This is a genomic window from Stagnimonas sp. FW305-C-60, from assembly GCF_058782965.1.
Genome location: NZ_JBYSYF010000002.1, coordinates 77,183 through 101,652 on the forward strand (window position 1 = coordinate 77,183; position 24,470 = coordinate 101,652).

16 protein-coding genes are annotated in these 24,470 nt (G+C 61.6%); 12 read left to right on the forward strand and 4 right to left on the reverse strand.

All coding sequences use genetic code 11. From position 1 onward, the window contains the following. The first annotated feature begins 35 nt into the window (after positions 1–35). The 12 genes from AC3WT6_RS07290 (at position 36) to AC3WT6_RS07345 (ending at position 19,185) form a co-directional block, all read left to right on the forward strand. A complete protein-coding gene (locus AC3WT6_RS07290) occupies positions 36–299 on the forward strand; it encodes a helix-turn-helix domain-containing protein (protein WP_492653812.1) in 264 nt (87 codons plus the stop codon). Further along, positions 300–3,032 (forward strand): DUF499 domain-containing protein, encoded by a 2,733-nt coding sequence (locus tag AC3WT6_RS07295; RefSeq protein ID WP_492652923.1) that lies wholly within the window; start codon positions 300–302, stop codon positions 3,030–3,032. Between the two features lie 2 nt (positions 3,033–3,034). After that, positions 3,035–4,042 carry a hypothetical protein gene (locus AC3WT6_RS07300; RefSeq protein WP_492652924.1) on the forward strand — a complete coding sequence of 336 codons (1,008 nt, stop codon included), beginning with the start codon at positions 3,035–3,037 and terminating at the stop codon, positions 4,040–4,042. Between the two features lie 3 nt (positions 4,043–4,045). Beyond that, positions 4,046–5,143: an SIR2 family protein gene (locus tag AC3WT6_RS07305; protein WP_492652925.1), complete on the forward strand. Its 1,098-nt coding sequence runs from the start codon at positions 4,046–4,048 to the stop codon at positions 5,141–5,143. Beyond that, positions 5,140–6,900 (forward strand): ATP-binding protein, encoded by a 1,761-nt coding sequence (locus AC3WT6_RS07310; RefSeq protein ID WP_492652926.1) that lies wholly within the window; start codon positions 5,140–5,142, stop codon positions 6,898–6,900. The genes AC3WT6_RS07305 and AC3WT6_RS07310 overlap by 4 nt, the downstream gene beginning before the upstream one ends. 8 nt (positions 6,901–6,908) lie before the next feature. Further along, complete coding sequence (locus tag AC3WT6_RS07315; RefSeq protein ID WP_492652927.1) at positions 6,909–10,124, forward strand: DUF1156 domain-containing protein; 3,216 nt, start codon at positions 6,909–6,911, stop codon at positions 10,122–10,124. Then, positions 10,121–10,621: a hypothetical protein gene (locus tag AC3WT6_RS07320; protein WP_492652928.1), complete on the forward strand. Its 501-nt coding sequence runs from the start codon at positions 10,121–10,123 to the stop codon at positions 10,619–10,621. Before AC3WT6_RS07315 ends, AC3WT6_RS07320 begins: the two co-directional genes overlap by 4 nt. 9 nt (positions 10,622–10,630) lie before the next feature. Next, a complete protein-coding gene (locus AC3WT6_RS07325) occupies positions 10,631–12,628 on the forward strand; it encodes an ATP-binding protein (RefSeq protein ID WP_492652929.1) in 1,998 nt (665 codons plus the stop codon). After that, positions 12,618–15,380: a DEAD/DEAH box helicase gene (locus AC3WT6_RS07330; RefSeq protein WP_492652930.1), complete on the forward strand. Its 2,763-nt coding sequence runs from the start codon at positions 12,618–12,620 to the stop codon at positions 15,378–15,380. Before AC3WT6_RS07325 ends, AC3WT6_RS07330 begins: the two co-directional genes overlap by 11 nt. Positions 15,381–15,533: 153 nt before the next feature. Then, positions 15,534–16,751 (forward strand): ABC-three component system protein, encoded by a 1,218-nt coding sequence (locus AC3WT6_RS07335; protein WP_492653813.1) that lies wholly within the window; start codon positions 15,534–15,536, stop codon positions 16,749–16,751. Beyond that, positions 16,748–17,236, forward strand: a complete 489-nt coding sequence (locus tag AC3WT6_RS07340) for a three component ABC system middle component (protein WP_492652931.1) — start codon at positions 16,748–16,750, stop codon at positions 17,234–17,236. The genes AC3WT6_RS07335 and AC3WT6_RS07340 overlap by 4 nt, the downstream gene beginning before the upstream one ends. Next, positions 17,233–19,185 carry a DUF3732 domain-containing protein gene (locus AC3WT6_RS07345; protein WP_492652932.1) on the forward strand — a complete coding sequence of 651 codons (1,953 nt, stop codon included), beginning with the start codon at positions 17,233–17,235 and terminating at the stop codon, positions 19,183–19,185. The genes AC3WT6_RS07340 and AC3WT6_RS07345 overlap by 4 nt, the downstream gene beginning before the upstream one ends. A 37-nt stretch (positions 19,186–19,222) precedes the next feature. Here the strand turns inward: AC3WT6_RS07345 and AC3WT6_RS07350 are convergent, their stop codons facing one another. The 4 genes from AC3WT6_RS07350 to AC3WT6_RS07365 form a co-directional block, all read right to left on the reverse strand. Further along, positions 19,223–21,544 carry an SNF2-related protein gene (locus AC3WT6_RS07350; protein WP_492652933.1) on the reverse strand — a complete coding sequence of 774 codons (2,322 nt, stop codon included), beginning with the start codon at positions 21,542–21,544 and terminating at the stop codon, positions 19,223–19,225. Positions 21,545–21,636: 92 nt separating this feature from the next. After that, a complete protein-coding gene (locus AC3WT6_RS07355) occupies positions 21,637–22,311 on the reverse strand; it encodes a hypothetical protein (protein ID WP_492652934.1) in 675 nt (224 codons plus the stop codon). 322 nt (positions 22,312–22,633) lie between these two features. Continuing rightward, a complete protein-coding gene (locus AC3WT6_RS07360) occupies positions 22,634–23,806 on the reverse strand; it encodes a DUF6094 domain-containing protein (RefSeq protein WP_492653814.1) in 1,173 nt (390 codons plus the stop codon). A gap of 9 nt (positions 23,807–23,815) precedes the next feature. After that, positions 23,816–24,394: a hypothetical protein gene (locus tag AC3WT6_RS07365; protein WP_492652935.1), complete on the reverse strand. Its 579-nt coding sequence runs from the start codon at positions 24,392–24,394 to the stop codon at positions 23,816–23,818. Between the last annotated feature and the right edge of the window lie 76 nt (positions 24,395–24,470).

Consider the following 24,470-nt stretch of genomic DNA (forward strand, 5'->3'; position numbering starts at 1 on the left):
TAAGCTGGCCTCCTTTACCCAAGATTGCTCCGGAAATGCCTGATCGAACAGCAAAAGGCGACATCCTCACCATCGGTGAGGTGGCCGCTTACCTGAAGGTTACGCAGCGAACCATCTACCGGCTGGCGGCGGCCAAGAAGGTCCCGGCATTCAAGGTAGGTGGAACCTGGAGATTCTCACAGGCGGCTATCGAGTCATGGATCAAGCAGCAGTCCGCCGATGATGCGGAGCTGATGGGTAATGACACCAACCGTCCCGGGGCGCTGGGCACGACGGACAAGAAAACGGGGAGCAACTGAATGCTGGGCCTTACTTTACGAGAGGAGTTTCGCGGCAAACGCCTGAAGGGCACGGCGATTGAACTCTCCAACGATACGAACTCCGGTGCTACCCAGATCGGGGCATCGAGCTTTCTGGAAATTACTTACCCCACGCACGACCTCTTGAAGGGCATCGAAGCGGTCGGCCCGGATCAAGGACGCCCGGTGGTTGTGATCGGTGAGCGTGGACTGGGTAAGTCGCACCTCATGGCCGCGTTGTTTCACGCCGTGAATGATCCCGGCGCAACGGGGGCTTGGCTGAAATCCTGGTCGGCAGTCCTGGGCGACCCGCAAATCGGAAAGATCGCGCTGCGTGGCGACATGCTCGTGCTGGGCGAGAGTCTTCATCGTCAGCGATACAAGTTCCTGTGGGACATGCTGTTCGAGCGACACCCTCATGGCCCCTACATCCGTGGCAAGTGGGAGGGCACAGGTGCGTCGAAGACCGACGTGCCCTCCGACAAGCTCATCATCGAGCTGCTGGAAAACAAGCCGACGATGCTGCTGCTGGACGAGTTCCAGACCTGGTTCGATGGCCTGACCAACACAAAGCAGTATCCCTGGAAGAACTGGGCATTCAACTTCATCCAGATACTTTCGGAGATTGCCAAAGAACGCCCTGATCTTCTGGTTCTCGTCATCTCCGTGCGCAATGGAAGCAGCGATGCTTACCAGCAGGTGCATCGCGTGAACCCGATTGCGATTGACTTCAAGGCAGGCGGTAACGCTGAAAGGATTCAGCAGGATCGTCGTCGAATGCTGCTGCATCGCCTGTTTGAAAATCGCCAGCAGATTTCCAACGGCAGTGTTGACTCGTTGATCTCGACGCACGTCAACGAATACCTGCGTCTTTTAGAGATTCCAGTTCAGGAGCATGACCGGAAGCAACGGGAGTTCGTGGAGTCCTGGCCGTTTGCGCCGCACCTGCTGAGACTGCTTGAGGAGCAAGTGCTCATCGCCACCGATGCTCAGGAGACGCGCGACATGATCCGCATCCTGGCAAACCTCTACAAAAGCCGTGGTGAGAAAAGCCCGATCCTCACTGCTGCCGATTTTCGACTCGATGACGACGCGGCCGGCATCGGTGCCTTGCTGGATTCCGTCTCCAACGAGCACCACCGATCCCTTCGTGCAAAGGCACAGCAGAACATCATCTCAGTAGTGGATGCCGTTCCCAACCACGCTGCGATAGCGCCTCATCTCGAAGAGCTGGTCGGCGCGCTCTGGCTGCGCTCGATTGCCGTCGGCAATCTTGCGGGCGCTGAACCGGCCACGCTGCACGCCGACATCACCCATGCCAAGGGCGTTGACGACAACGCCTTTCAGGTAGAACTGGCAACCATCGTCGAGAACAGCTTCAACATCCACCAGGATGGCCCTCGCCTCGTTTTCAGGGAAGAAGAGAACCCCCAAGCGAAGCTGATGGCCTGTGCCCGAAACGACAAGCTGTTTCCGGCAGGCGTGGATGCTGCGTATCTGGCAAAGGAAATCCGTTACGTCATTGGCGGCACCGAGGAAGTCGCCAAAGCGTTTCGGGTGATTGCGCTACCCAAGTCTTGGCTTGCCGACCCTTGGGCTCCGCTTGAGGAATCGGAGAGACCCGAACACTGGGATGAGCGACTGCCGATCCTCGTGTTGCCCGAAGAACCAGACGGGCTGGATCAGCGGCTCGGCGGCTGGCTCAGACAGCACCTGCAAAAGCGGCGCAACACCATCCGCTTCCTATTGCCCCGATCCGGCTCTACCAACATCTACCTGGATCGAGATGTCCTGGTCCTGGCAAGAGCAGCGATGCGAGCCCATGAATGGAGCAGCCAATCGCCCGAATACAAGAAGCTGCATCACAAGTATCAGGGGGAGCTGCGCGACATCCTCAAGAAGCGTTATGACCGCTTCGCGGTTCTGCTGCGCTGGGACGCGAACAATGCTAACGAGTGCGCGCTAAGCGTTGAGACACTCAACAAGCAAGGCTCGCAGATCCCGGAAGTCATCGAGGAAATCATCGGGCGCGACGTGTTCATCCCGGAGGATTTCAACGCTTTCGTGCTGGAGGTTGCCCACGAAGGAAAGTCTCTGGGCGCGCTGCTCAAGATGCTTCAGGAGCCGCGTCCGCCGGGGTTCGACTGCATTCCCTGGCTTGGCGAAACCCCGATGAAGGAGAGAGTGTTGCGCCTTTGCGCACAGGGCAAAATCGCCATCAACCTGCGCGGCATGGAGTTCTTGCAGGCATACCCTGGTGAGGAAGAAGAAGCGGCATGGCGGCGTCTGCGGCCCAAGCTCTCGTTTACCGGGCGTCAGTTGGACGAGATCAACCTTCTTGAGCCTTCGGCGGTGCCGAGCACAGGAGGGAGCAGCGGCGTTGTCCCGGTCGTTACACCCGGTAGTGCCCCCGGCCTGTTCGGGGGCAGCAATACTCCCCCCACTCCGCCGACCGAGACAGGTTCCACTGCGACAGGCACCCTGGCGCCTGGCGGCATCTTTGGCGGCGGCACCGGAATGCCGTCTGCAAAGCCTCGCGTCTCCTACACCAACCCACCGACATCGCCGCTCAATCTCATCGGCAAGCTCGAAGGCTGGGGCATCGGGCCAGCAACGCCCGTCACTGACGTTTCGTTGAAGGTCTCCGCCGCAACCGGCGCACAGCTGAAAGAACTGCTCAAGAAATTGCCCGACGGCATGACGTTCGAGATTCAGCTGGAGAAGGAAGGTTAATGATGAGCCTCGACGCCAAAGCCGTCCGCGCAATCACCAAGGGCGAACCTGCGGTCGCCTGGTCGGCGATCATCCAGCAGACCCTGGCGATCACCACCCCGCCGTTTGCGACAGCCAACCCCGTCGGTGAAGTCACCAAGCGGGATCGAGAGGTCGGCGCGTTGGACCTGTTCCTGTCGTCGAGCAACTGGGAGCTGTGGCGTGATTTCGAGGGCACCGTAGAACGCACCTCCGCACGCCTCGAACGCTGGTGGTCTGTGCCGCACCAGATTGCGGGCGGCGGCAAGGCCGTGTTGATTCTCGATGGCCTCTCGCTTCGTGAGGTTCCGTGGCTCGTTCAGGGTGCCGTGCAGCGCGGCTTCAAAATCGGCGAGGTCGCAGCCACCGCATCCGAGCTGCCCGGAGAGACAAACGAGTTTGCGCAGGCTCTGGGTTTCTCCAGCAGAAGCCAGCTTCAGAATAATGGCGGTGGCTATGGTCATCGGCTCCAGCCCGCCCGCACGGAGAGCGTCGAGCTTCCCTGGGCGGACTGCGGGGCTCTCGTGGACAGCAGCCCGAACTGGGTGTTCTGGCATCACTGGCCGGATAGCAAGCTGCACGATGGTTCCGGCGCAGGCCAGGGACTCGACACGCTGACCAAGGACGTATCGCACCAACTGACCAGCGACGCGTTCTGGCAATTCGTCTCGCGTCTGGCCAAGGGCCGCAGGCTGGTCATCACCTCCGATCACGGCTACGCCGCGACCGGCTATTTCCCGGATGCCGAGGGCGAGCTGGGCGGCTTTCTGAAGCGCAGCTTCGCAAGCAAGCGCAATGTGGCCAATAGCACCGATGTCGGCCCCTTCGTGCCGCCGGTGGTGCTCCCCGTCAGCAACACACATGGGCAGCACCTGCTTGCCCTGGGGCGCTGGAAATGGAAGAGCCAGGGCGGTTACCCGACGCTGACGCATGGGGGCCTGACCTTGCTGGAAGTGCTCTCCCCGTGGGTCGAATTGGAAGCCCAAGGGTAGCCAATGACAGACCCTTCCCAGGCACTGCCTGAAGCTCTCTACACCGAGATCCAAAGCATCTTCCGCACGACGCCCGTAGTGCTGGCAGGGTCTGGGTTTTCGTGTGGGTTCGGCTTGCCGCACATGGGAGCCTTGGGCGATCACCTCGTTGAGCATGTCGAACCAAGGCTCCAGTCAGACGAAGCGAAGGCCCTATGGTCGGGCTGCCTCGCAGCGGTAAAGAAAAACCTGGAAGCGGGCCTCAACACCATTCCAATGGGCAGTGCTGGCCGCGAGGAAATCATCGCCGCTCTTCGTGAATGCACCGCAGAGCTGCTCATTCGCGAGACCAGTAAGGCGGAGCAGCACATCCTCGCTCAAGCGGCACCGCATCAGCTCGCCCCGGTGCGCCTACTGGGCATGTTGTTCGGCGGAGCGCCGCAGAACGCAGAAAGCATCTCAGTCATCACCACCAACTACGACACGCTCTTGGAACTGTTCTGCGATCTCGCCGAGCTACCGCTCGATACCGGGTTCTGCGGATTCAGGCTTCGTCGCCCCAGGACCAACTTGGTGTTCGCAACGCAATACAGCCGCCATACCGCAGCTCCGGCTCGCGGCGCACAGACAATTGAGCACCGTCCCTGCAAGACCGTCCGGTTGCACAAGCCGCATGGCTCCATTACCTGGCTCAAGACGCCTGCTGGCGTCGTCGAATCACTGAACGATGTAAGCAACGCCAGTCGGGCCGTCGTTGTGCCTGGGCCGTCGAAGTATCAAGACGCACTGGTCAGCTCGGTTTTCGACGCAATGCGCACCGAGATGAATCGCCTGATCGCGACCGCTCCGGCCATGTTTTGTATCGGCTTCGGCTTCAACGATGAGCACCTGCAAACCGTGCTCAAGGAGCGCGTCGCCAAGCACATGCCGATGGTCATCGTCACCCGCGACACCACGGACAACATCAATGCAGTGCTCGCCGCCAATCCGCATGTGATCGCGTTCTTCAAGGACGGCGACGGCTGCATCTGTCGCTGGAATGGTCGCACCTACCCATCCAATCTCCCGCTCTGGCAGCTGGACGACTTCCTCAAGACATTTCTGGAGCCTTCCGCCTCATGAGCATTTTCTCGTTTGAAGAAGCCCATTCCATCGGCGAGGTGCGTAGCGTCGAGACCGCACGTATCTCCATCCGCGTCACCGACAGCCAGCGGTTGCAGAAGGCCCGCGTTGGGCGCCTGGTGGCTATCCAATCATTCGGGGACGAATGGCTGATCGGCATCATCGAGCGCGTCTGGCGTCACCCGGTGGAACTGCCGGCGATTCCGGCAGGCGAAGCGCCGCCGACAGACTTGAACGCCATCCCGCAGGAAGAGAACGGTATCGCTGTCAGCCTGGTCGGCACCTACCGCGCCCGCGACGGCCTCAAGGAGAACACCTTTACCCGCGCGGTGTTCTCACTGCCCGAAATCAACCGCCCGGTGTATCCCATCGAGGAGAAGTCGCTTGAGGACTTCATGGGCATTCTCAGCCGGTCGTCGAAAGCGGAAGCCGTCTCGCCACTCAAGGTGGGCACTTACACCCTGGATGGCAAGGCCAGCGCCTACATAGACGGCGACAAGCTGTTCCAGCGCCATGCCGCGCTGCTCGGCAGCACAGGCTCTGGCAAGTCTTATACGGTCGCCTCGATTCTCGAACAGTCGGCTCTGCTGCCACATGCCAACATCATTGTGTTCGATCTCCACGGCGAGTATTCGAGCATGAAGTTCGCCAGCCACTACCGCATTGCGGGCATCGGCGACCTGAAGGCGAAGAGAGACGGCGCTGTATTCCTCCCGTTCTGGCTGCTGAACTACGACGAGATGCAATCACTCTTCGTGGATCGGTCGGAGGAAAGCGCCCCCAATCAAGCCAGCGAGCTAATGAAGCAGGTGGTGGAGCTGAAGAAGAAATCTATCCAGGGACTGGGGAAGCCCGATCTACTCGACGGATTCACTGTGGATACCCCAGTGCCGTATCGGTTGGCAGACCTTATTGAGGCGATTGCCGAGAAAGACCGGGAAATGGTGCAGGGAAGCAAAGGAGAAAAGCAGGGACCGCTGTTCGGGAAACTCACCAGGTTTTTGAACAGGATCAGCGTCAAGACGAAAGATCGCCGCTACGCCTTCATGTATCAGGCCCCAGCGGAATACGAGACCTACGAGGCGCTGCACCAACTCGCCGAGAAGCTGCTCGGCACTGGCGTCAAACAGGACGGCATCAACCCCGGCATCAAGATCGTTGATTTCTCCGAGGTGCCGTCAGACATCTTGCCCGTCGTGGTTGGCCTGGTCGCGCGACTCGTCTATCAAATCCAGTTCTGGAGTTCGCCGGGCGCGGATGGCGATGCGCGCCATCCCATCGTGCTGGTCTGCGACGAGGCGCATCTCTACCTGCCTAGCAGCGCCGCTTCCACCGGCCCGCTGGAAAAGCGGGCGCTCGAAAACTTCGAGCGCATCGCCAAGGAAGGTCGTAAGTATGGCGTCGGCTTGATGGTGGTCAGCCAGCGGCCCTCGGATGTGAGCACCACCATCCTCAGCCAGTGCAGCAACATCATCAGCCTGCGTCTGGCCAACAAGACCGATCAGGCCGTGGTGAAGCAGCTGCTGCCCGAAAGCCTCGAAGGCTTGATGGAGGTGCTGCCCACGCTGGATGTGGGTGAGGCGGTGGTCGTGGGCGACGCCACCCTGTTGCCGACACGAATCAAGATGAGCAAGCCCAAGCACGAGCCGCGCAGCGCGACCATTCCGTTCTGGACGCGCTGGGCCACGCCCAAAGCCGGGGTAGATCTGGTAGCCGCTGTCGAGAACATGCGACGCCAGTCCCGCGAAACCCCATAAGCCGCCCCATGCCAACAAAAAAAGAACTACTCGCCCAGGAAGTCGCCCGCGCCGTTGGTGCAGGCAAGCCCGTGGCGCTGCCGACGGTGGACTTCAACGACCCCAACCGCCCCAAGACCTGTCTGGAGGTGGACTTCCCGATCCTGCCGGTCAACCAGGTGGCGATCATCGAGGGTAATGCGGGCAAGCCGATTTATCAGATGTCCAAATGGTGGGCGCGGCGGCGTTCCAGCGTGTTCCGCTCCATGCTCATCGCGGCGGCCACCAAGGCCCCGGACGATCCCTCGCACGCCGCCAAGCTGGTCTGGGACAACTACTACGCCAACCATCAGAAGAAGGGCGCGTTCAAGAACCTGAAGGTCGCCGACATCTTCATGGGCGGCGGCACCACGCTGGTGGAAGGCTCGCGCCTGGGGATGCAGATGGTCGGTAACGACCTCAATCCCGTCGCCTGGTTTGTGGTCAAGCAGGAGCTGGCCAACGTCAACCTGGATGAGGTGAAGCGACTGCTTGCCGAGATCGAGGCGGAGGTGAAGCCGCAGATCATGCCGTTCTACTCCTGCGACGGCCCCAACGGCGAAAAGGGCCAATGGACGCACCTGCCCAGCAACAAGGTGATGCCCGCGAGCTTCGACCCGCTGACCATCCCGCGCGACCAGCGCAAGGACTATCGCTACGAAGGCCCGGAGATCATCTACACCTTCTGGGCCAAGCACGGCCCCTGTCAGGTAACGGGCTGCGGCCACCGCACGCCCATCATGTCCAGCCCCGTGATGGCGGTGAAGACGCTGACGGTGAAGCACTGGGAGCACCGCTGCAAGAAATGCGGTGAAGCCTTCCATGTGGAAGAAGACAATGCCCGCATGGCCCCGGACGTGTCGCTGGTGGTGGCCCCCACCGAACCGGCGTTCTCGGTGCTCGACCGGCACCGGGGCGTGGTCTGCCCGCATTGTCAGCACGCCGAGATGGTTCGCCTCGACAAGGGCAAGAACAAGAAGGTGGAGCTAAGCCTGCTGGTGCATCCGCAATGGCTGGCGGGCAGCGCCAAGCAGGATGACAGCGGACAGCCCTACGGCGGCTCGGCGCAGGACGATGCCGCGTCGTCGGCGCGCTGGAACGCGGCGCGCGCCGCCCAGATCAAGCTGCTGGAGGTGCGCGGCACGCTACCAGAGACCGTGACCTGCCCGGATACGAAGATCACCCTCAAGCCGGACCTGGGCACGGTGCCCAAGAAGTCGCACTACGCCTGCGGGGCCTGTGGCACCGTGCAGGATGTTCTGGACACCGTGAAGGCCAGCGGCAAGACCGGCGCGATGGCGGGTTACGCGGTGCAGGCTTATTCGCCGCGTCGCGATGGCGACAACCGGCCCTACAGCGGCCGCTACTTCGCCGCGTTCGACGCGCAGCTCGCCCGGCAATACGACGCCGCTGCTCAGGAATGGGCCGCTCGCAAGGATGCCGACCTGGCCGACTACTGGCCGCGCTCAGAGCTGCCCTATGGATTCATGACCCACCACCTGCAAGGCGGTGTGCCGAATCACGGGTTCACGCACTGGTGGACGATGTTCAATCCGCGACAGCTGCTAGTTCTTACGCAGTTGCTAAAAGCGATAGTTACCACTGGCACGTTCGACTCGGCCACCCGCGAATATGTTCTAGGTGGGTTCCAGAACTACCTGCGCAACCAAAGCATGTTCGCCTTCTGGCATGTGACGAAGGATCACTTCGTCCCCGCCATGTCGAATAACAACTACCACCCGAAATCCACCGTCATTGAAGTCGGCGTGTTCTCGCCAATGGGCTACGGCCCGTGGACATCTACAGTCCCGACATTGGTTGAAGGGCGCGACTGGGCGCTTAGTCCCTGGGAGGCAGTGAGCGTAGAGCAACTAAAAGCACAGGCACCTGAGCTTGCAAGACAAGTTACCGGCAAGAGCGAGAAGGTGCTGCCCGGCGACCCCGTTTCCGCCGCGACGGTCTATCGCGGCTCGTCCACAGAACTGAGTCAGATCGGAACAAGCAGCCTCGATCTCGTCATCACCGATCCACCCTTCGGCGGCCTGCTGCACTACTCCGAGCTTTCAGACTTCTTCTACGTCTGGCTGCGCCTCGCGCTCAAGGACAAATATCCGGACTACTTCGCCGCCGACTACACGCCGAAGTCGCTGGAAGCCGTGGCCAACAAGGCCCGCGAGCCGGACGATCCCGATGGCTTCTACCAGCGGCTGCTGACGCAGTGCTGGCGCGAAGCACACCGGATGCTCAAGCCCAGCGGCATCCTGGCCTTCACCTTCCATCACAGCGAGGACGACCCCTGGGTGGCGGTGCTGGAATCGCTGTTCGATGCCGGGTTCTATCTGGAGGCGACCTATCCCATCCGCTCCGACGAGACCAAGGGCGATGGCGAGTTCGGCTCCAAGACCATCGAATACGACATCATCCACGTCTGCCGTAAGCGCACCGAGGAACCCAAGCCGGTGAGCTGGGGCCGGATGCGCCGCGAGGTGATGAACGACGTGAACCAGCTGAAGTCCATGCTGGAGAACCACGCCAAGCAGGGCCTGCCCGCAGCGGACATCCAGGTGATCCGGCGCGGTAAGGCGCTGGAATACTTCTCACGGCACTACGGCAAGGTGTTTGTGGATGAGGGCCGCGCCATCAAGGTGAAGGACGCGCTCATCGGCATCAACCAGCTCATTGATGAAGATGCCGACAAGGGTAAGGAGCCGCCGCCGGTCAACGCCGAGCCGCTGACGCGCCTGTTCCTGCGCACCTTCAGCACCTCCAGCAGCGTGAAGCGCGATCAGTTGCAGAAGTTCCTGCGGGGTTCCATCACCACGCCCGACGAGTTCGTGCAGCGCGGCTGGTGCAACGAGCAGAACAAGACCTTCATCCGCACCGAGCCGCTGGGCTTCGCGCGGGACTGGGTGGGCAGGCACCGCCGCAAGCTCACCAGCGATCTTGACCAGGCACTGGTGCTGATCGGTGCCTGCTACGACGGTAGCGGTATCAATGCTGCCGACACGCTGAAGAACGAAAACTTCCGCCCGCATGTGGCGCTGCGCCCCTTGCTGGAATGGCTGCGCAACAACGGGCCGGATCAGCCGCTGCGCAACGCTGCGTCGCGGGCGGTCTCGATCTACAACACCTGGGCCGCATCGCAGCAGACCAAGCCCTTGCAGGGAACCCTCTTCGAGGACGATGAGATTTACGGGGAGCCATGAAACAGACACTCGACACGGTGTGGCAGCGGCGCGGCGTGAGCTGGCTGTGGGACGAGCACGCGCGCAACCAGGTGTGTGCTGCCGGTGAGGTGTGGAGCCTGCGCCAGCTGCTGCGCGCCGTGGGCAAGTGGACGGACGATCTGCCCAGCAACAACGGCAACACGCTGGTGGTGGCGGGGCTGGAAGGCGCGCTTGATTTGCTCAAGCCGCACGATGCCGAAAGCTGGCTGGGCGACGACCTAAAGGACGCGATCCTGTCGTTCCAGGCTTACTACGAGGGTGACGCGGCGCTGATCTTCTGGCTGCCCGGCGGGCATGGCCGCATCAAGGTGCAGGCCGCCAGCGATGCCGTGCTCTGGCGCTGCGGTGCGCCGCACGGCGACAGCACCCTGGACTTCGGTCGCATCCTCTGGGGTGAGGCCCGCGAGTATCCCCAGGAAATCCTCCTGGCCCAGGCCGCGAAGGCGGCAGGGCTTTTCCATTTGCGCATTACCTAGAGTCACGGCATGGCTTCAATCCTTCCGATCAATCTTCAAGACCTGCTGTATTTCCGGGGGGTGGAGTCTTCGCGCGTGGAGTTCAAAGCCTCGTGGAATGAGGAGTTCACCGGCGCACAGGTGATCCGCACCATCTGCGCCTACGCCAACGATTTTCAGAACCTCAACGGCGGCTACATCGTGATCGGCGTGGCCGAAGCCGATGGCGCTGCGGTGCTGCCGCCCAAAGGGCTGACCCCTGCCGAACTGGAAGAAGCCCAGCGGTGGATTCGCGGGCGTTGCAACACCATTGACCCGGTGTATCAGCCGGCCTTCTCGCCGGAGGTGGTGGACGGCAAACACCTGCTTGTGATCTGGGCACCGGGCAGCCAGGTTCGTCCGCACCAGGCCCCAGAACATTCTGAGAAAGGGGCGCAACGAAAGTATTACATCCGTCTCGAATCCAGCAGCGTGGATGCCGACAGCAAAGCCGAGTTGAAGACCCAGCTCATGCAGCTCACGGCGCGCGTGCCGTTCGACGACCGTCGCGCCTTGCAGGCCAGTGTGCTGGACATCCGCGAGACCAAGGTGCGGGAGTTCTTGCACGATGTGGGTAGCGGCTTGATAGAAGAACAAGACACACGCAGCCTGTATCGCAGCCTGCGCATCGCCGAGCCAGTCAACGGACACGATGCCCCACGTAATGTCGGCCTGCTGTTCTTCAGCCAGAACCCGGAGCAGTGGTTCCCCGGTGCGCGAATCGAAGTGGTGCAGTTTGCCGATGATGCGGCTGGCAACATGCTCGAAGAAAAAGCGTTCGATAAGCGCCCGATTCACGAGCAGCTGCGGGAGTGTCTTGCCTACCTCGAAGGTCTGTCAGCGCGGCTGATCCAGAAACTGCCTAGAACATCCAAGGCGGCGCACTGGGTCAGCTTCCCTTCGCTCGCACTGCGCGAAGCATTGGTGAACGCGGTGTATCACCGCTCCTACGACGGCGTGAGTGAGCCGATCAAGGTGTATCTGTATTCGGATCGCCTGGAGATCATCAGTTACCCCGGCCCCGTGCCCGGTATCGAGCAGGCACATCTGGACGGCAAGGCCCCGATTCCTCCGGTGCCCGCCAGGAATCGGCGAGTCGGCGAGCTACTGAAGGAGCTGCGACTAGCGGAAGGACGCGGAACCGGAATCCCGAAGGTGCGCCGCGCCATGACGCAGAACGGCTCGGAGCCGCCGCGCTTCGATTTTGATGCGGATCGCAGCTACTTCCGGGTGACGCTGCCCGCTCATCCCGAATATCAGGCCATTCTGGCGATTCAGGACATGGCCAACCTGCGCGCGGTAGGCGATGCCAGCGGTGCAATGCGACGCCTGCTGGAAGCCCACGCCCGTCACCCCAGTGCCGTCGCCATCGCCATCGAACTGGTGAAGGAGCAACTGGCACGCGGAGATACCCACGCCGCCGAAGAGGTGTATGGCACAGTCAAGAAGGCCAACCCGACCGCGAACCTCGCCGCGATCATCACGCAGATCGCCGCCGCCTACCTCGACAACAACCGCCAGAAGGATGCAACCGCTTGGCTGGATCGCTTGCCGATGCTGGATGCCGTTGAGGAAGCCTTTGACGCAGCGATTCAGGAAAAGCGCGCAGGCCGCTTGGAGAAGGCACATAGCTACTTCAAGGCTGCCGGGGAAGCTGTCGCTGCCGACGTAAAAGCCCTGCATGAGTTTGCGCAGGTGAAGATGAAGCTGGCTGAAAAGGTGCATCCCAGCGGCCCAGCTGGGAATAAGGGGGCCTATGTCCGGCAGCTCAGAGAAGCAGAGGAGATGCTGCGCCGGGTCGTGCAGATGGATGCGCCGCGCACGCGTCGCGCCTGGGCTTGGTTCGACCTCGGACGAGTATTGAAATGGAGCAGAGCGCCAAAGCATGAGATACGCGCTGCCTTTGAGAAAGCCGTAGAAACCGACCCCAACGAAGATCGGTTTCAGGACGCGCTCGATAGGCTCGACGGGGACAAACATGCTGGATAGTCCCGCCGCATTCATCCCCGGCGAGCGCATCACCCACCCTGAGTATGGCCAGGGTGTTGTCCTTGATCCGCCCAACGATGGCTATCTTCGCGCCTTCTTCAGCATCGGCGAGCGCCGGGTGCCGGCGACGCTGGTTCGGCGCGAGCTTTCTCGAACCGAGCGTATCGTTCGCGCGCTCGAAGGTGGCGATGATCGTGCTCGCCGCGCCTGGCTCGCGTATGAGGCCCATGCGCTGCCGATCATGGAGAGTGCGTCTGCGCTGACATCGGCCAAAATTGATCTACTGCCCCATCAGGTGGTTTTGACGCATCGAATTGCTACCGCTTCCCCTCGCCGATACCTGATCGCCGATGAGGTCGGGTTAGGTAAGACCATCGAGACCGCGCTGATTCTTCGGGAGCTGGCGAGTCGTGGTGAGCTGAAGCGGGCACTGATGGTGGTGCCTGCGGGGCTGGTGAACAACTGGCACCGTGAGCTGAATGAGGTATTCAATCTCGACTTCGAGGTGTTCGGTTCCGAAGGCGACATCACGGATCGCAAGACCAATGCGTTCGCCAAGCACGACCGCCTGATTGCCAGCGTGGATACCTTGAAGCGTCCCGCGCGGATCAAGCGCCTGCTGGAAGCTCCGCGCTGGGATCTGGTGGTGTTTGATGAAGCGCACCACCTCACGGCCTGGCGCACGGGCGGGAAGGTTCGCAAGACCGAAAATTATAAGCTGGCCGAGGCCCTGAAGGATCACGCGCGCGATCTGCTGTTGCTTTCGGCGACGCCGCATCAGGGCAATCACTTTCAGTTCTGGATGCTCGCCCAGCTGCTGAATCCAACGCTTTTCAGCAGCCCGGAGGAGATGGTCGAGCACCGGCATCGCTTGAACACCGTGATGTTCCGTCGCACGAAGGCCGATGCTTGTCAGCCTGACGGGACACCGCTATTCGCGCGTCGCTGGGTTCACGCCGAATCGTTCGTAATGGGCGCTGCCGAACGGCTGTTCTACGAGAAGCTCAGGGAGTATCTGGAAGACGGATTCGACCTCGCGAAGCGCAAGGGCAATCAGGGCCGTGCTCTAGGCTTCCTGATGGCGATCTTCCAGAAGATCGCGGCGTCGAGCTTCGCAGCCGTGAGACGCACGCTGAAGCGCAGGCTGTTGATGCTGACCCTCCATGAATCCTTTCTGCGTGACAAGGAACTGGACATCGAGGGCCGCGAGCGCCTGATGGAAGAAGCGCGCGAGCTGGTCTTTGAAGAGTATGGCTTCCCCCGCGATTCCATCGGTCGAAGCGAGGCGGATCGTGTGCTTGCCGATCTGAAGTATCGGCTTGTCAAGAAGCTCGATGAAGAGGCGCTGGAGCTTGCCTCCGATCCTTACGGCAGTGAGTTCGCTTCTTCGCACGCAGAGGATGCGGCGTCGGCGACAGTTGACCTGCACCTGCCAGAGGAGCGCCTGCGCATCGGCGATCTGCTGCGTCTCTTCCCTCAGCAGCGGGAAACCAAAGCTCAGAAGCTGCTGGATGGCCTGGGCACGCTCTGGCGGCAGAACGCACAGGAGAAGGTGGTCATCTTCGCCACCTACCTGGGGACGGTTGACTTGATCGCGCGTGAGATCGAACACACCTTCCCTGGTCAGGGTGTGGTGGTGCTGCGCGGCGGCGATCATGGCGCGAAGGTGGCGGCAGAGCGTCGCTTCCGGCAGAAGGATGGCCCGCGCGTTTTGGTCTGCACGGCGGCGGGCAGAGAGGGCATCAACCTTCAGTTCGCTCGCATCCTGTTCAACTTCGACCTGCCGTGGAACCCGATGGATGTGGAGCAGCGCATCGGTCGAATCCATCGCTACGGACAGAACCACACCGCGCAGGTCTATAACCTGGTGCTGTCCGACACCATTGAAGGCCGCATCTACCTGCTGCTCGATGAGAAGCTCACCGAGATCGCCAGGACGGTAGGCAAGGTGGATGAACACGGTAACGTGGCGGAAGACCTCCGCGCCCAGATTCTGGGCCAGCTCTCCGAACGCCTGAACTACGACCGCCTGTATCAGGAGGCGCTGTCCGATCCCGAGCTGAAGCGGACCAAAGTTGAGCTTGAAGCGGCGCTATCAAACTCACGCGAGGCTCGTCAGGTGGTATTCGACCTCTTCCAGGATTTAGAGGGGTTCAGCCTCGACGACTACCGCCCATTCTCGGACGTGTCTTCCAGTCTTGATCGGCTCGCCGCGTTCATGCGTGAGGCGACTGTGATTCGTAACGAACGGTTTGTGCAGCTCGATCCCGAACGCATCGAATTGGTTACGGCCGCCGGCGTGAAAGCACGATTCACATTGAACCGTGACGCAGCGACCGCCACGGATGATCTCGCCCTGCTCGGCCTCGACCACCCCATCGTGCAGGAAGAGCTGGGCCGGTGGCGCAGCCTGCCACCCGAAGACGTAGGAATCTGCGTCAAGGGCAGTGATGGCAACGCTCTCGTTTCGGCTTGGCTGGTCGAGACCTCCACCGGCAAGGGTGAGCGCCGGACTATCTTGCAAATCATCGCTGTGAGGGCAGATGGAACCCGCATTCCTGCGGTAGAGCGCCAGTTCGACAAGCTGTTGCGATCTGCGCCTGCGTCGCCCGCCATGACGCCGGACCAGCGACTTTCCATTCTCACCACCACCATTGAACCCGCTTTGCAGCGCGAGCTATTGCACAAGGGAATGACGGCGGGGAACGGCAGCTATGCCTCCCAGCTGGTTTGTTTGGTGGAGCTTGTTTAGTCGTCGGAATGGGGCTTGGTAGTATCTGGCCGATAGTGGCCGGACAAGGCACATAGAACCGCAGGTAGAGGACTCGACATCTTCCCAGCATTGAGCCGCAGGCTTGATGACGAGTTTCCTCAGCCGCGCCAGAAGCGCATCGAGGGAGGGGATATGGTCGAAGATAAACCGGACAAATACTCGGCTGGGGAACAGGGTCTTGGCTATATCTACCAGGCCAGACTGGCGTTGCTGCAACTATTTCAGCTGCCCGAAGAGACCATCGTCCATATCGAGAAAGACGACGATCTGGACTTCGTGGCCGAGAACGGGGTCAAGTCGCTTGCATCGCTGAAGCACAAAGCTGTGGGCGACCGCCTGACCGATCTCTCCACCGACTTTTGGAAGTCAGTCCGCATCTGGCTTGCACGCTATCAGCGTGATGGACGTAGCCAGTCGAACTTGAAGTTTTTCTTGTTCACGACGGGCACGGTTGCCGCCACCTCGTTTTTGAAGCGACTCGTGCCTGGTCAATCGGATGCGGTCGGCACCAGCTCGCTGGTAGAGGACGCAGATGCTGCTCTTGCCTCGTCCAATTCAGCACTGATCGCAGGCATCGCGCGCGAGTTCGACGCCCTGACCGTTCCGGAAAAGCATGATTTCTTGTCTCGTGTGCGGATTCTGGATGGCCGCCCACGAGTCGAAGACATACCGACTTTCATCAAGGATCGGATGAGAACCGTTCGGCGCGAGCATCGCACCGCGATTTTCGAGCGCCTGGAGGGCTGGTGGAACGATGCGGTAATCCATTTGCTGACTGGCAACCGGCCACAGGGGATTGTCGGTGACGAAGTCTCTGACAAGCTCAATGCGCTTGCAGAAGAATACAAGCTCGACAATCTCCCCATCACGTTCCGTGGCAAGGAGCCAGCAGCGGGTGTTGATACCGATAACGATCCCCGGCCTTTCGTGGTGCAGCTTCGACAAATCGGTATCTCTTCCAGCCGCATCCGCAGCGCGATCCTAGACTACTACCGGGCGTTCGAGCAGCGATCCGAGTGGGCACGCGAGAACCTTCTGGTGTCGGGCGAGATCGAGGACTACGAGGGTCGCCTAGTTGACGAATGGAGCCGATACCGTGATGTGGTGTTCGAGGAGCTGGACGAAAACAGTGCTGAGGAAGTGCTCCTGAGGGCAGGCAAGGAGCTTTATAGATGGGCCGACCTGGAAAGCGGCAATTACGAGTCTCTGCGTATCCGGGCGCGCGTCTCCGAGCCTTATGTCACCCGTGGGTCATTCCATATCCTTGCAAACGCTGTCCCTGAACCCAGGGTTTACTGGCATCCCCGATTCCTGGATCGCCTGGGCAACTTGCTTGGGGTTGTCACATGAAGCGGTGGGATCAGCGGCCATTCGAGATCCGGAATCTTTTCAATCCCGCTTTTTGCGGACTGGTCCTGTTCCGCGCCTTGCAAGGCTACGAGGAAGAAGATTCTCGCGGGATGCCGTTCTCGCTTTCTCTGCTCGTGCTCCCTCTCTGCCTGCATAAGGATTCCCGCGAGGTGATCGCGGCCAGCACGCGGAGCTACTTGCTGAAGGTCATGGAGAAAAACCCTCAAGTGCAGGTGGGATTCCCAGATCGCGTGACAGCTATGCGCCCCTACACTTTCGAGGGGTTTGGTCTGCTGATGGAGCGAGGCTGTATCTCCGTCTCGGATCATGGCCGAATTCTCAGCGTGCCCGACAAGGTGCGGAAGGCCCTCGCGGGGACGGACGAAACTAAGTCCTGTCAGCGTGCAGCGCGTTTCGTCGGCAAGGAGTTTGCCCGCATCGGAGACCGCGTGACGGTTTACACGACGTTCGGAATCAGACCATGAAGATCAAGTCCATCCATATCTACAGTCATGACGGGCAGCGCCGCGATCTAGGGTTTCGCGTGGATGGCCTAAATGTCATCACCGGGCGGTCGTCAACCGGAAAATCCGCTTTGTCTGAGATCATCGAATACTGCATGGGGCGATCTTCGTTCAATGTTCCGGAAGGCATCATTCGGGACAAGGTGGCCTGGTTTGCGGTCATCTACCAGTATCAGAATGAGCAGGTGATGGTAGCGAAGCCCACGCCGCCTAATGGCGGGGCGAGTTGCAGCACCGCGATGTTGCGCCGTGGTGCTGCACTCGAAGTGCCGGCCTTCGGCGAGTTGATCGTTAACTCGGACGACGAGGCCATCGTTGCCTTGCTGTCCCGGCTGCTCGGCATTCCTGAGAACCGCACGCAGGTAGCACTGGACAACAGCAGGAATAGCTACGACGCCAACATCAAACACACCTTCTACTACCTCTTCCAGAAGCAGGGTCTGGTAGCCAACAAAGATCAGCTTTTCTACCGGCAGAACGAACAGTTCCAGCCTCAGGCTATCCGCGACACGCTCCCGATCTTGCTTGGCGTCTCGTCGCATGATCGCTACGAACTCGAATCTAAACTGCGCACCGCCCAGCGTGATTTGAAGCTCAACGCCAAACTGCTGGAGCAGGCCCGGACTGCGGTGGATACTGCTCAGGAGAAGGCGATCAGCCTTTTCTCCGAGGCCAAAACCGTCGGCGCAATCGGCACAGTGAGTGGTGGCTCGGATACCGGCGGTGTCATCGAGGCGCTGCGGTCGGCGCTGCTGTGGAAGCCAGAGTCGCTACCCAGCGATGATGGCAGCCGAATCTCGCAGATCGAGGAGAGCCTTGGCCAGCTGCGGAAGGATCGCCGAGAGGTGCAGGTCAAGATTGATGCGGCCCGGCAGTTTGCCAAGCGCGCCGGTGGTTATGAATCCGAAGCCAGCGAGCAATCGGATCGGCTCGCCTCCATCAAAGCATTGCCGCGAGACTCAGCTACTGGTGAGTGGCAGTGGCCGTTTAGCGAATCTAATCTGGCTATGGACACCCCGGTTGCCCAGGTCCTGCTGAAGGAGCTTGAGTCGCTTGATGCTGAGCTACGTATTGCAGTCGGTCAGCGACCCAAGCTCGATGCCTACCTTGCCGATCTTGACGGTCAGGTGCGGCAGATCGCGGATACCATCAAAGCAAAGGAAGCCGAGCTTGCGGCGGCGCTAGCCGCGAGCGAAGTGCTGGCACAGATGGGTTCGCGCAATACCGCCGCGGCGCGAGTTGTTGGGCGTATCAGCTTGTTCCTTGAGAACCTCATACCGAATGAGGAACTGACGCGGCTTGACGATGAACATCGTCGCCTGAAGTTGCGGGTCGAAGAGTTGGAACGCCGTATTGGCGCAGACGACAGCAACGAGCGGCTGAACTCGATATTGAACATCATCTCCACGCGGCTGACGCACTATATACAGAGTTTCGAGGCCGAGTTTCGGGATGTGCCCGCGCGATTCGATCTTGTGAATACCACGATCTTGTTTGATCGTCCCCAACGCCAAGTGCCCATGAGTCGCACGGGTGGCGGTGAGAACCATCTCGCCTATCACTTGTCGGCACTGCTTGCCCTGCACTGGTTCGCCGCAAAGAATAGTTGTCCGATTCCACAATTCCTTCTGATTGACCAGCCGACCCAGGTCTATTTTCCTTCTGAGCAGATTTACAAGGATGCGGGTGGCTCCGTGGAAAAGACCGAGGAAGCCGATGCCGATCTGAAGGCTGTTCGCCGGATGTTTGAGCTGCTGCTCAAGTTCACTGAAAGCGAAGTACCGGGCTTTCAGTTAATCGTGACCGAGCACGCCAATCTTCGTGAGCAATGGTTTCAGGATTCGCTTGTCGAGCTGCCCTGGACAAAGCCGCCTGCACTTGTGCCAGAAGACTGGCCGCAAGGAGCATAAAGATGGATGGCCCCCTTACGGGGGCCATCCCAACCGCTCACGCCAGCAACTGCTTCGCCAGCGCCACCTCGATGGAATCGGCATCCTGATTCAGGACATCCAACCCCGTGTCCGGCATGTCGCCGGAGGTGGACTGCGAGACGGCGATCTTCTTGGCCATGAGCGTCAGGCACCCGATCTGGGTGGTGTCGCCGTAGCCGAGAAAATGCACGTCCACGGGCAGCCTCTGCCCGATGCGCCAAGACCTGCGCGCCGCTTGCTGCAAGGTATAGACGTTGTAGCCCGTCTGCATGAACACGATGGTCGGGAAGTCGAGCAGGTCGAGGCCCGTCTTCACCAGCTCCGGGTTCGTCACCAGCACATCCACGCCGCGATCTACCTGATCTGCAATCCAGGCTTCCCGCTGCGACGTGTCCACGCTCGCCTTCAGCACCGCCACCTTCAGACCCTCGGCTTCGAGAATCGCCTTCAACCGCGCCGTCGTGTCGCGTGTGCCCGTGTAGGTGGTGTAGGCCAGCACCTTGCGGTTCCTGGCTTTCTCCGCCTTCACGATGCGCAACAGCTCGCGCTCCTTCGGCATGGTTTCCAACGGCCCGAACAGCACCGGCGCTTCGGCAATCAGCGCCCGTGAGCGCGGGTGCCGCACCACTTCCTCACGGAAGCAGCAGTCCGGCCAGGCCAGCAACACGTTGAGCACCACGCCGAGCAGGGACTGATCCCCGTTCACGAGCGCCCGCCGCATCTCGGCCACCAACGATGACCGGATGCGGGCGTAGTGAAACGCCTGCTCCTCCGAGGGCTTGACCTCGGTGAAATGCTCCCGATACGCAGGCAGCACGTCGGCCCCGATGTCGCGCAGCTTGAGGAAGGCGGTGAACGGCAGCACATACCGTGCGATGCCTTTCGGGCCGAAGCCCGGTGCCTTGGTGGTGCGGACGGTCATCTGCTTTGCGCGCGAGGTGCGGTGTGCCTTGCCCTCGGTTTGCTTGTAGATGTCCTTGAGCACACCGTGCTTGCGCATGAAGCCCATCGCCGCCGCGCCGATGCTGCCGCGCGTGTAGCGAAAGCCGTCCTCGATCATCCGCTGCGGCATGATCCGCCACAGCAGGTGAAACAGGTCGTCGGCATAGCCACCCATCAAGGTGCCCGTGAGCAGCAGCACCTTGCGCGACTTCGCCGCCAGCACGCCCATCGCCTGTCCCTGTGCCGAACCTTCGTTCTTGAACTCGTGGCCTTCATCCACCACGAGGAGATCGAAGAAACCGTCCGGCAGGTAACGCTTGATGAACTCCGTCGGCTGATACCCGCCCTGGCCAAAACCAAACTCGGTCGTGGCCAGCGCGCGCTCGATGCGCCGCGCCTGCTTGTCGTGAAACACGAGTTCTCCGTCCTCGTCCATTAGATTGACGAACTCATAGACGTTGTCCTCGATCATGCCGCTGAGCAGCTCCTCGCCAAACCGGCCAACGAGCTTGCCCGCCGTGACCTTGCCGATGGTCGGCAGGCCACACAGTGCATCCACCAGCACCTCGCGGCGCGACTTGGGTTGCCCGGTCGGGCGCATCAGTGACCACAGGGGCGAACCGCACTCCCCACACTTCAGGCGCTTTTCCGTCGGGAAGGTGACAGCCTCATGCGGATTGCCATCGGCATCGCGTGCCGGGGCACCGCAGCAAGGGCAGACCGCCACCTCGCGCAGCTCCGTATCCACCACCGCACCGTCTTCGCCCTTGGTCTCCACCGAGAGACGCCGGACGTTGAACGCGGCCCGCCAGTGAAACCCCATGCGCATCCGCACGCGACCCAGCACGAAAAACTCCCGCGCCGTGGCCCCGCCTTCACGCACCTTGAGCAGCTTGCGCAGGGTGTCGGGGCCGTTGAGCACCGTCACCTTCGCGTCCGGGATGGTCTCCTGGATTTCGCGCCGCCACTTGTAAACCAGGTGCGGCGGCGAGATCACCAACACGCGCCCGTAGCCTTCGGCCTTCTGAAGCACCGCCGCCGCCGAGATCGCCATCATGGTCTTGCCGGTGCCCATCTCCGCATTGATGACGGCGGCGGGTTCATCGGCTTCAACCAGCAAGCGGCACACGGACTGAACCACGGCACGCTGCGCGGCGAAGGGCTTGCGCTTCAGCGCATCCATCACCGCATCGCGCGCCGCATCGGGGCTGCCATCGTAGATCGGCGGGTTCTGCGTCGAGACCGCTTCCAGCAGGCCATCGCCAAACTCGGCGACGAACTGCTGCAAGGCAATCACGCGCTCCTCCGCTTGCGCCGTCTCCGGCGCTTTCTCAAAAACTGGCAGCGCCGAAACCGGCACTGCGTCTTGCACCACAACGTCAAGGTCTTCGCTCATGTGAATCTCCGGGTAGAAATGAAAAAAACCCGGCGGGCGCACGCACCCTGACGGGAGCATGTCCCGCCAGGCGGTGGGTGCAGCAATGGACTTCAGGCCGCCTTGCGGCGGGGTTCGGCAACAGCAGGTGAAACCTCCGGCTCCAAGCAGAGCGTCCCGGCGTGCATCAGCTGGGAGATCGCGCCCTCGAAGGCCGGATCGCCCAACTCCACACGCCAGGCGTGAACGCCCAGCCCGTCGTCGAGACGGCGCAGCCAGCCTCTGGCATCGAGCACATCCAGCACTGGCGTTTGCCAATGCGGCAGCAGCGGTAGATGTGAAACCTCGCGCACCAGTTGCCAGATGCGGCCGCGTTCGTCCGCGCCCGCTGCCGACCGCGAATCGCCTCGTAGGAACAACAGGCCCGTGCGGTTGGCGCGATCCGGCTCGGTGGCGAGACGGTCGTAAATCCAGAGCTGGGCGACATCCCCGAACAGATTCCGCGTGGGGAGCCGTCCGGAGTGCTTCTCCATGCACTGGATGCGGTCGAGGTTGACCCGCGATTCCTCATTGGCGTGCGTAACGTGCAGCAGATTGACTCCGCCCTCCGACACGGACAGCGAGAGCCTCGCCTGCAGTTCCTGCAAGGCGGTGTCGCGCCCCCAGAGCGAGATGAACAGCAGACCGCCGCGCTCGTCGCGCAGCAGGGCATCGGCGTAAACACCGGGGGCTTCCCGGACTTCCATCAGTGAAGCGGACGGCTGAGTGACAGCATGAGGTGCAGACATGACGTTCTCCATTGAGTTGAGGAAAACGCCGAAGGCACAGCCGCCCGTGAGGGCGATTGCGCCCTCGGCGGGTGGTGAAACCGGCGGATGCCGGCGGGGTTGAAACGAAGATCGAAGGCCGCGAGGCCCTTGCTGCGCTTCCCGATCTGGCGCAGCTACGCACGAAGCCCTCGTGCGGGGGTGAAACTCATTCGGTGGGCAATGCTCCGCAATGCCCGATTGGGTGGATGCGACGCTTCTCTCCAAGCGGCCTTGCAGACCACTTCGAGAGAAGCGTCGCGCGGATGCGCGACGCCGCCGGATACCCGGCAATGCTGAAAGCTCAGCGAATGGTGATGACCTGCCCGAAGGTGGAGGACTGCGGCGTGAAATCCAGCGCCCGGATCACGGGCACGAACTTGTCGGTGAGGATGCGGATCTCCGAGGACGTGCCGTCCGGCAGGTCCTCGTATTCCGTCTTCACGTCCTTCTCCTTGTGCGTGTCGCCCTTGACCACGAAGCTGCGGCCACCAGCAGAACGCACCACGCCGGATACCTGCCCGGCAGCAAGCGCGAGCGCCAGATGCCAGCGTGACAGGGGCCGCAGTGGACGCCGGTGGGTGGTGGCGATGTGCGCGAAACGCACCTCGAACTGATCCCACAGACTTGGCCAGCGGTGCAGCTCTTCGGCCAACTGTGCCGGATCGAGCACGCTGTAGGCGAACTTCACCTCGGCGACATTGGACGCAGGCACGCCATACGGCAGCGTGTCCCACTGCTCCGGCAGCACCTCCAGCCCTTCGCCGCGTCCCGCCGCTTCGAGCTGGCTGCGGATCAGGCTGCTGGGGCCGGAATCTGCCGTGCGGCGGCGAATGCCGATGACCACCAGTTGCTTGAACTGCTCTTCCGGTGCCTTGTAAACGCACACGCGGTCGAACTGCCCCGCGATCCAGGTGGAGAACTCCCGATCCAGCGTGTAGTGCGGAATGATGAGCACCAGCACGCCGCCGTAAGCCAGGCTCGGCACCGCGCGCTGGTAGAACAGCTTCTCCAGCCGCTTGCGCCCCCTGCCATCGGAAGGCCCGCCAGACTTGTCCGAGACCAGATCGCCATAGGGCGGGTTCAGCCACAGCAGACCAAATTGCCGCTTGCCGACCAGGCAGTCCTGAAAGTCGCCGTGGATGCAGCGGTCGAGCAGACTCTTGGCGTGCCAGGCACGCTCGCGGTCGTATTCGACGCCATAGGCTTCAGCGCGGTCGCCGCCCAGACGGGCTTTGACCTCGGCCAGGGCCACGCCTTCGCCGGCGCAGGGATCGAGCACGCGCATCGTCCCTGCCGCCGCCGGAGCGAGAGCGTTGAGGATGCGCGCGGTGGTCTCCGCGTCGGTTGGGAAATAGCCGTTCTTGATGAAGTTGCGCGCGAGGCGCTGGAACATGAGTGCAGACATGGATGAACTCCGGTAATGAAGCGGTGACGTGGAAAGAGAAGCTGCGGCGCAGGGCGCGCCGCAGCGGATGAACCCCGTTCAGGCCGTGGCGGCTTCGGGGGCGAGAGACAGCGAGGCTTGAACCGGCGTCGGCTGCGGATAACCCGGCAGCTTCTCACCGAGCAGACGACGCTTGAGGCGGTAGCGATTGCCGTTGCGGTCGCAGCCGTGCAGGGGACGCACGCTGACGATGCGCACCACATCCACCGTGCAACCCAGCAGCGACCAGTGATCGCCGACGGAAATCGGGCGGCTTGAAAGCGCATGACGCTTGCGCACTTCCTCGCGCCAGGCCGGACAGGCTTCGGGGGCCATGTCGAGGTAAGACAGCGGGCAGTGGTAGTGATACGGGTGCATGGATTCCTCCATGTCCTTGTATCCCCAGCCCCGGCAGTCGCGGTCATAGCCCAGCAGGTAGCAGCCAATGAAGCGATGCGGCGCGCCCTTCTCGAAACGCGGCGTGTGCTGCTTGAAGGTCACTTCCTGCACGGCCCACAGCACATTGCCCTTGCAGCAGTGGGCGAGCGTGCGGTAGCTGGACAGGTCGTTTTCTTCCGGCTTGGTGAGGCGGTGAATCAGGTCAGCGCGGGTCTGACCACGGGTGAATAACCATCCCATGACGTTTCTCCTGGTGAAGCCCGGAGACACGCCAACCCTTGCGGGGAAGGAGTCCCCGGACGGGTGGTGGAACAGC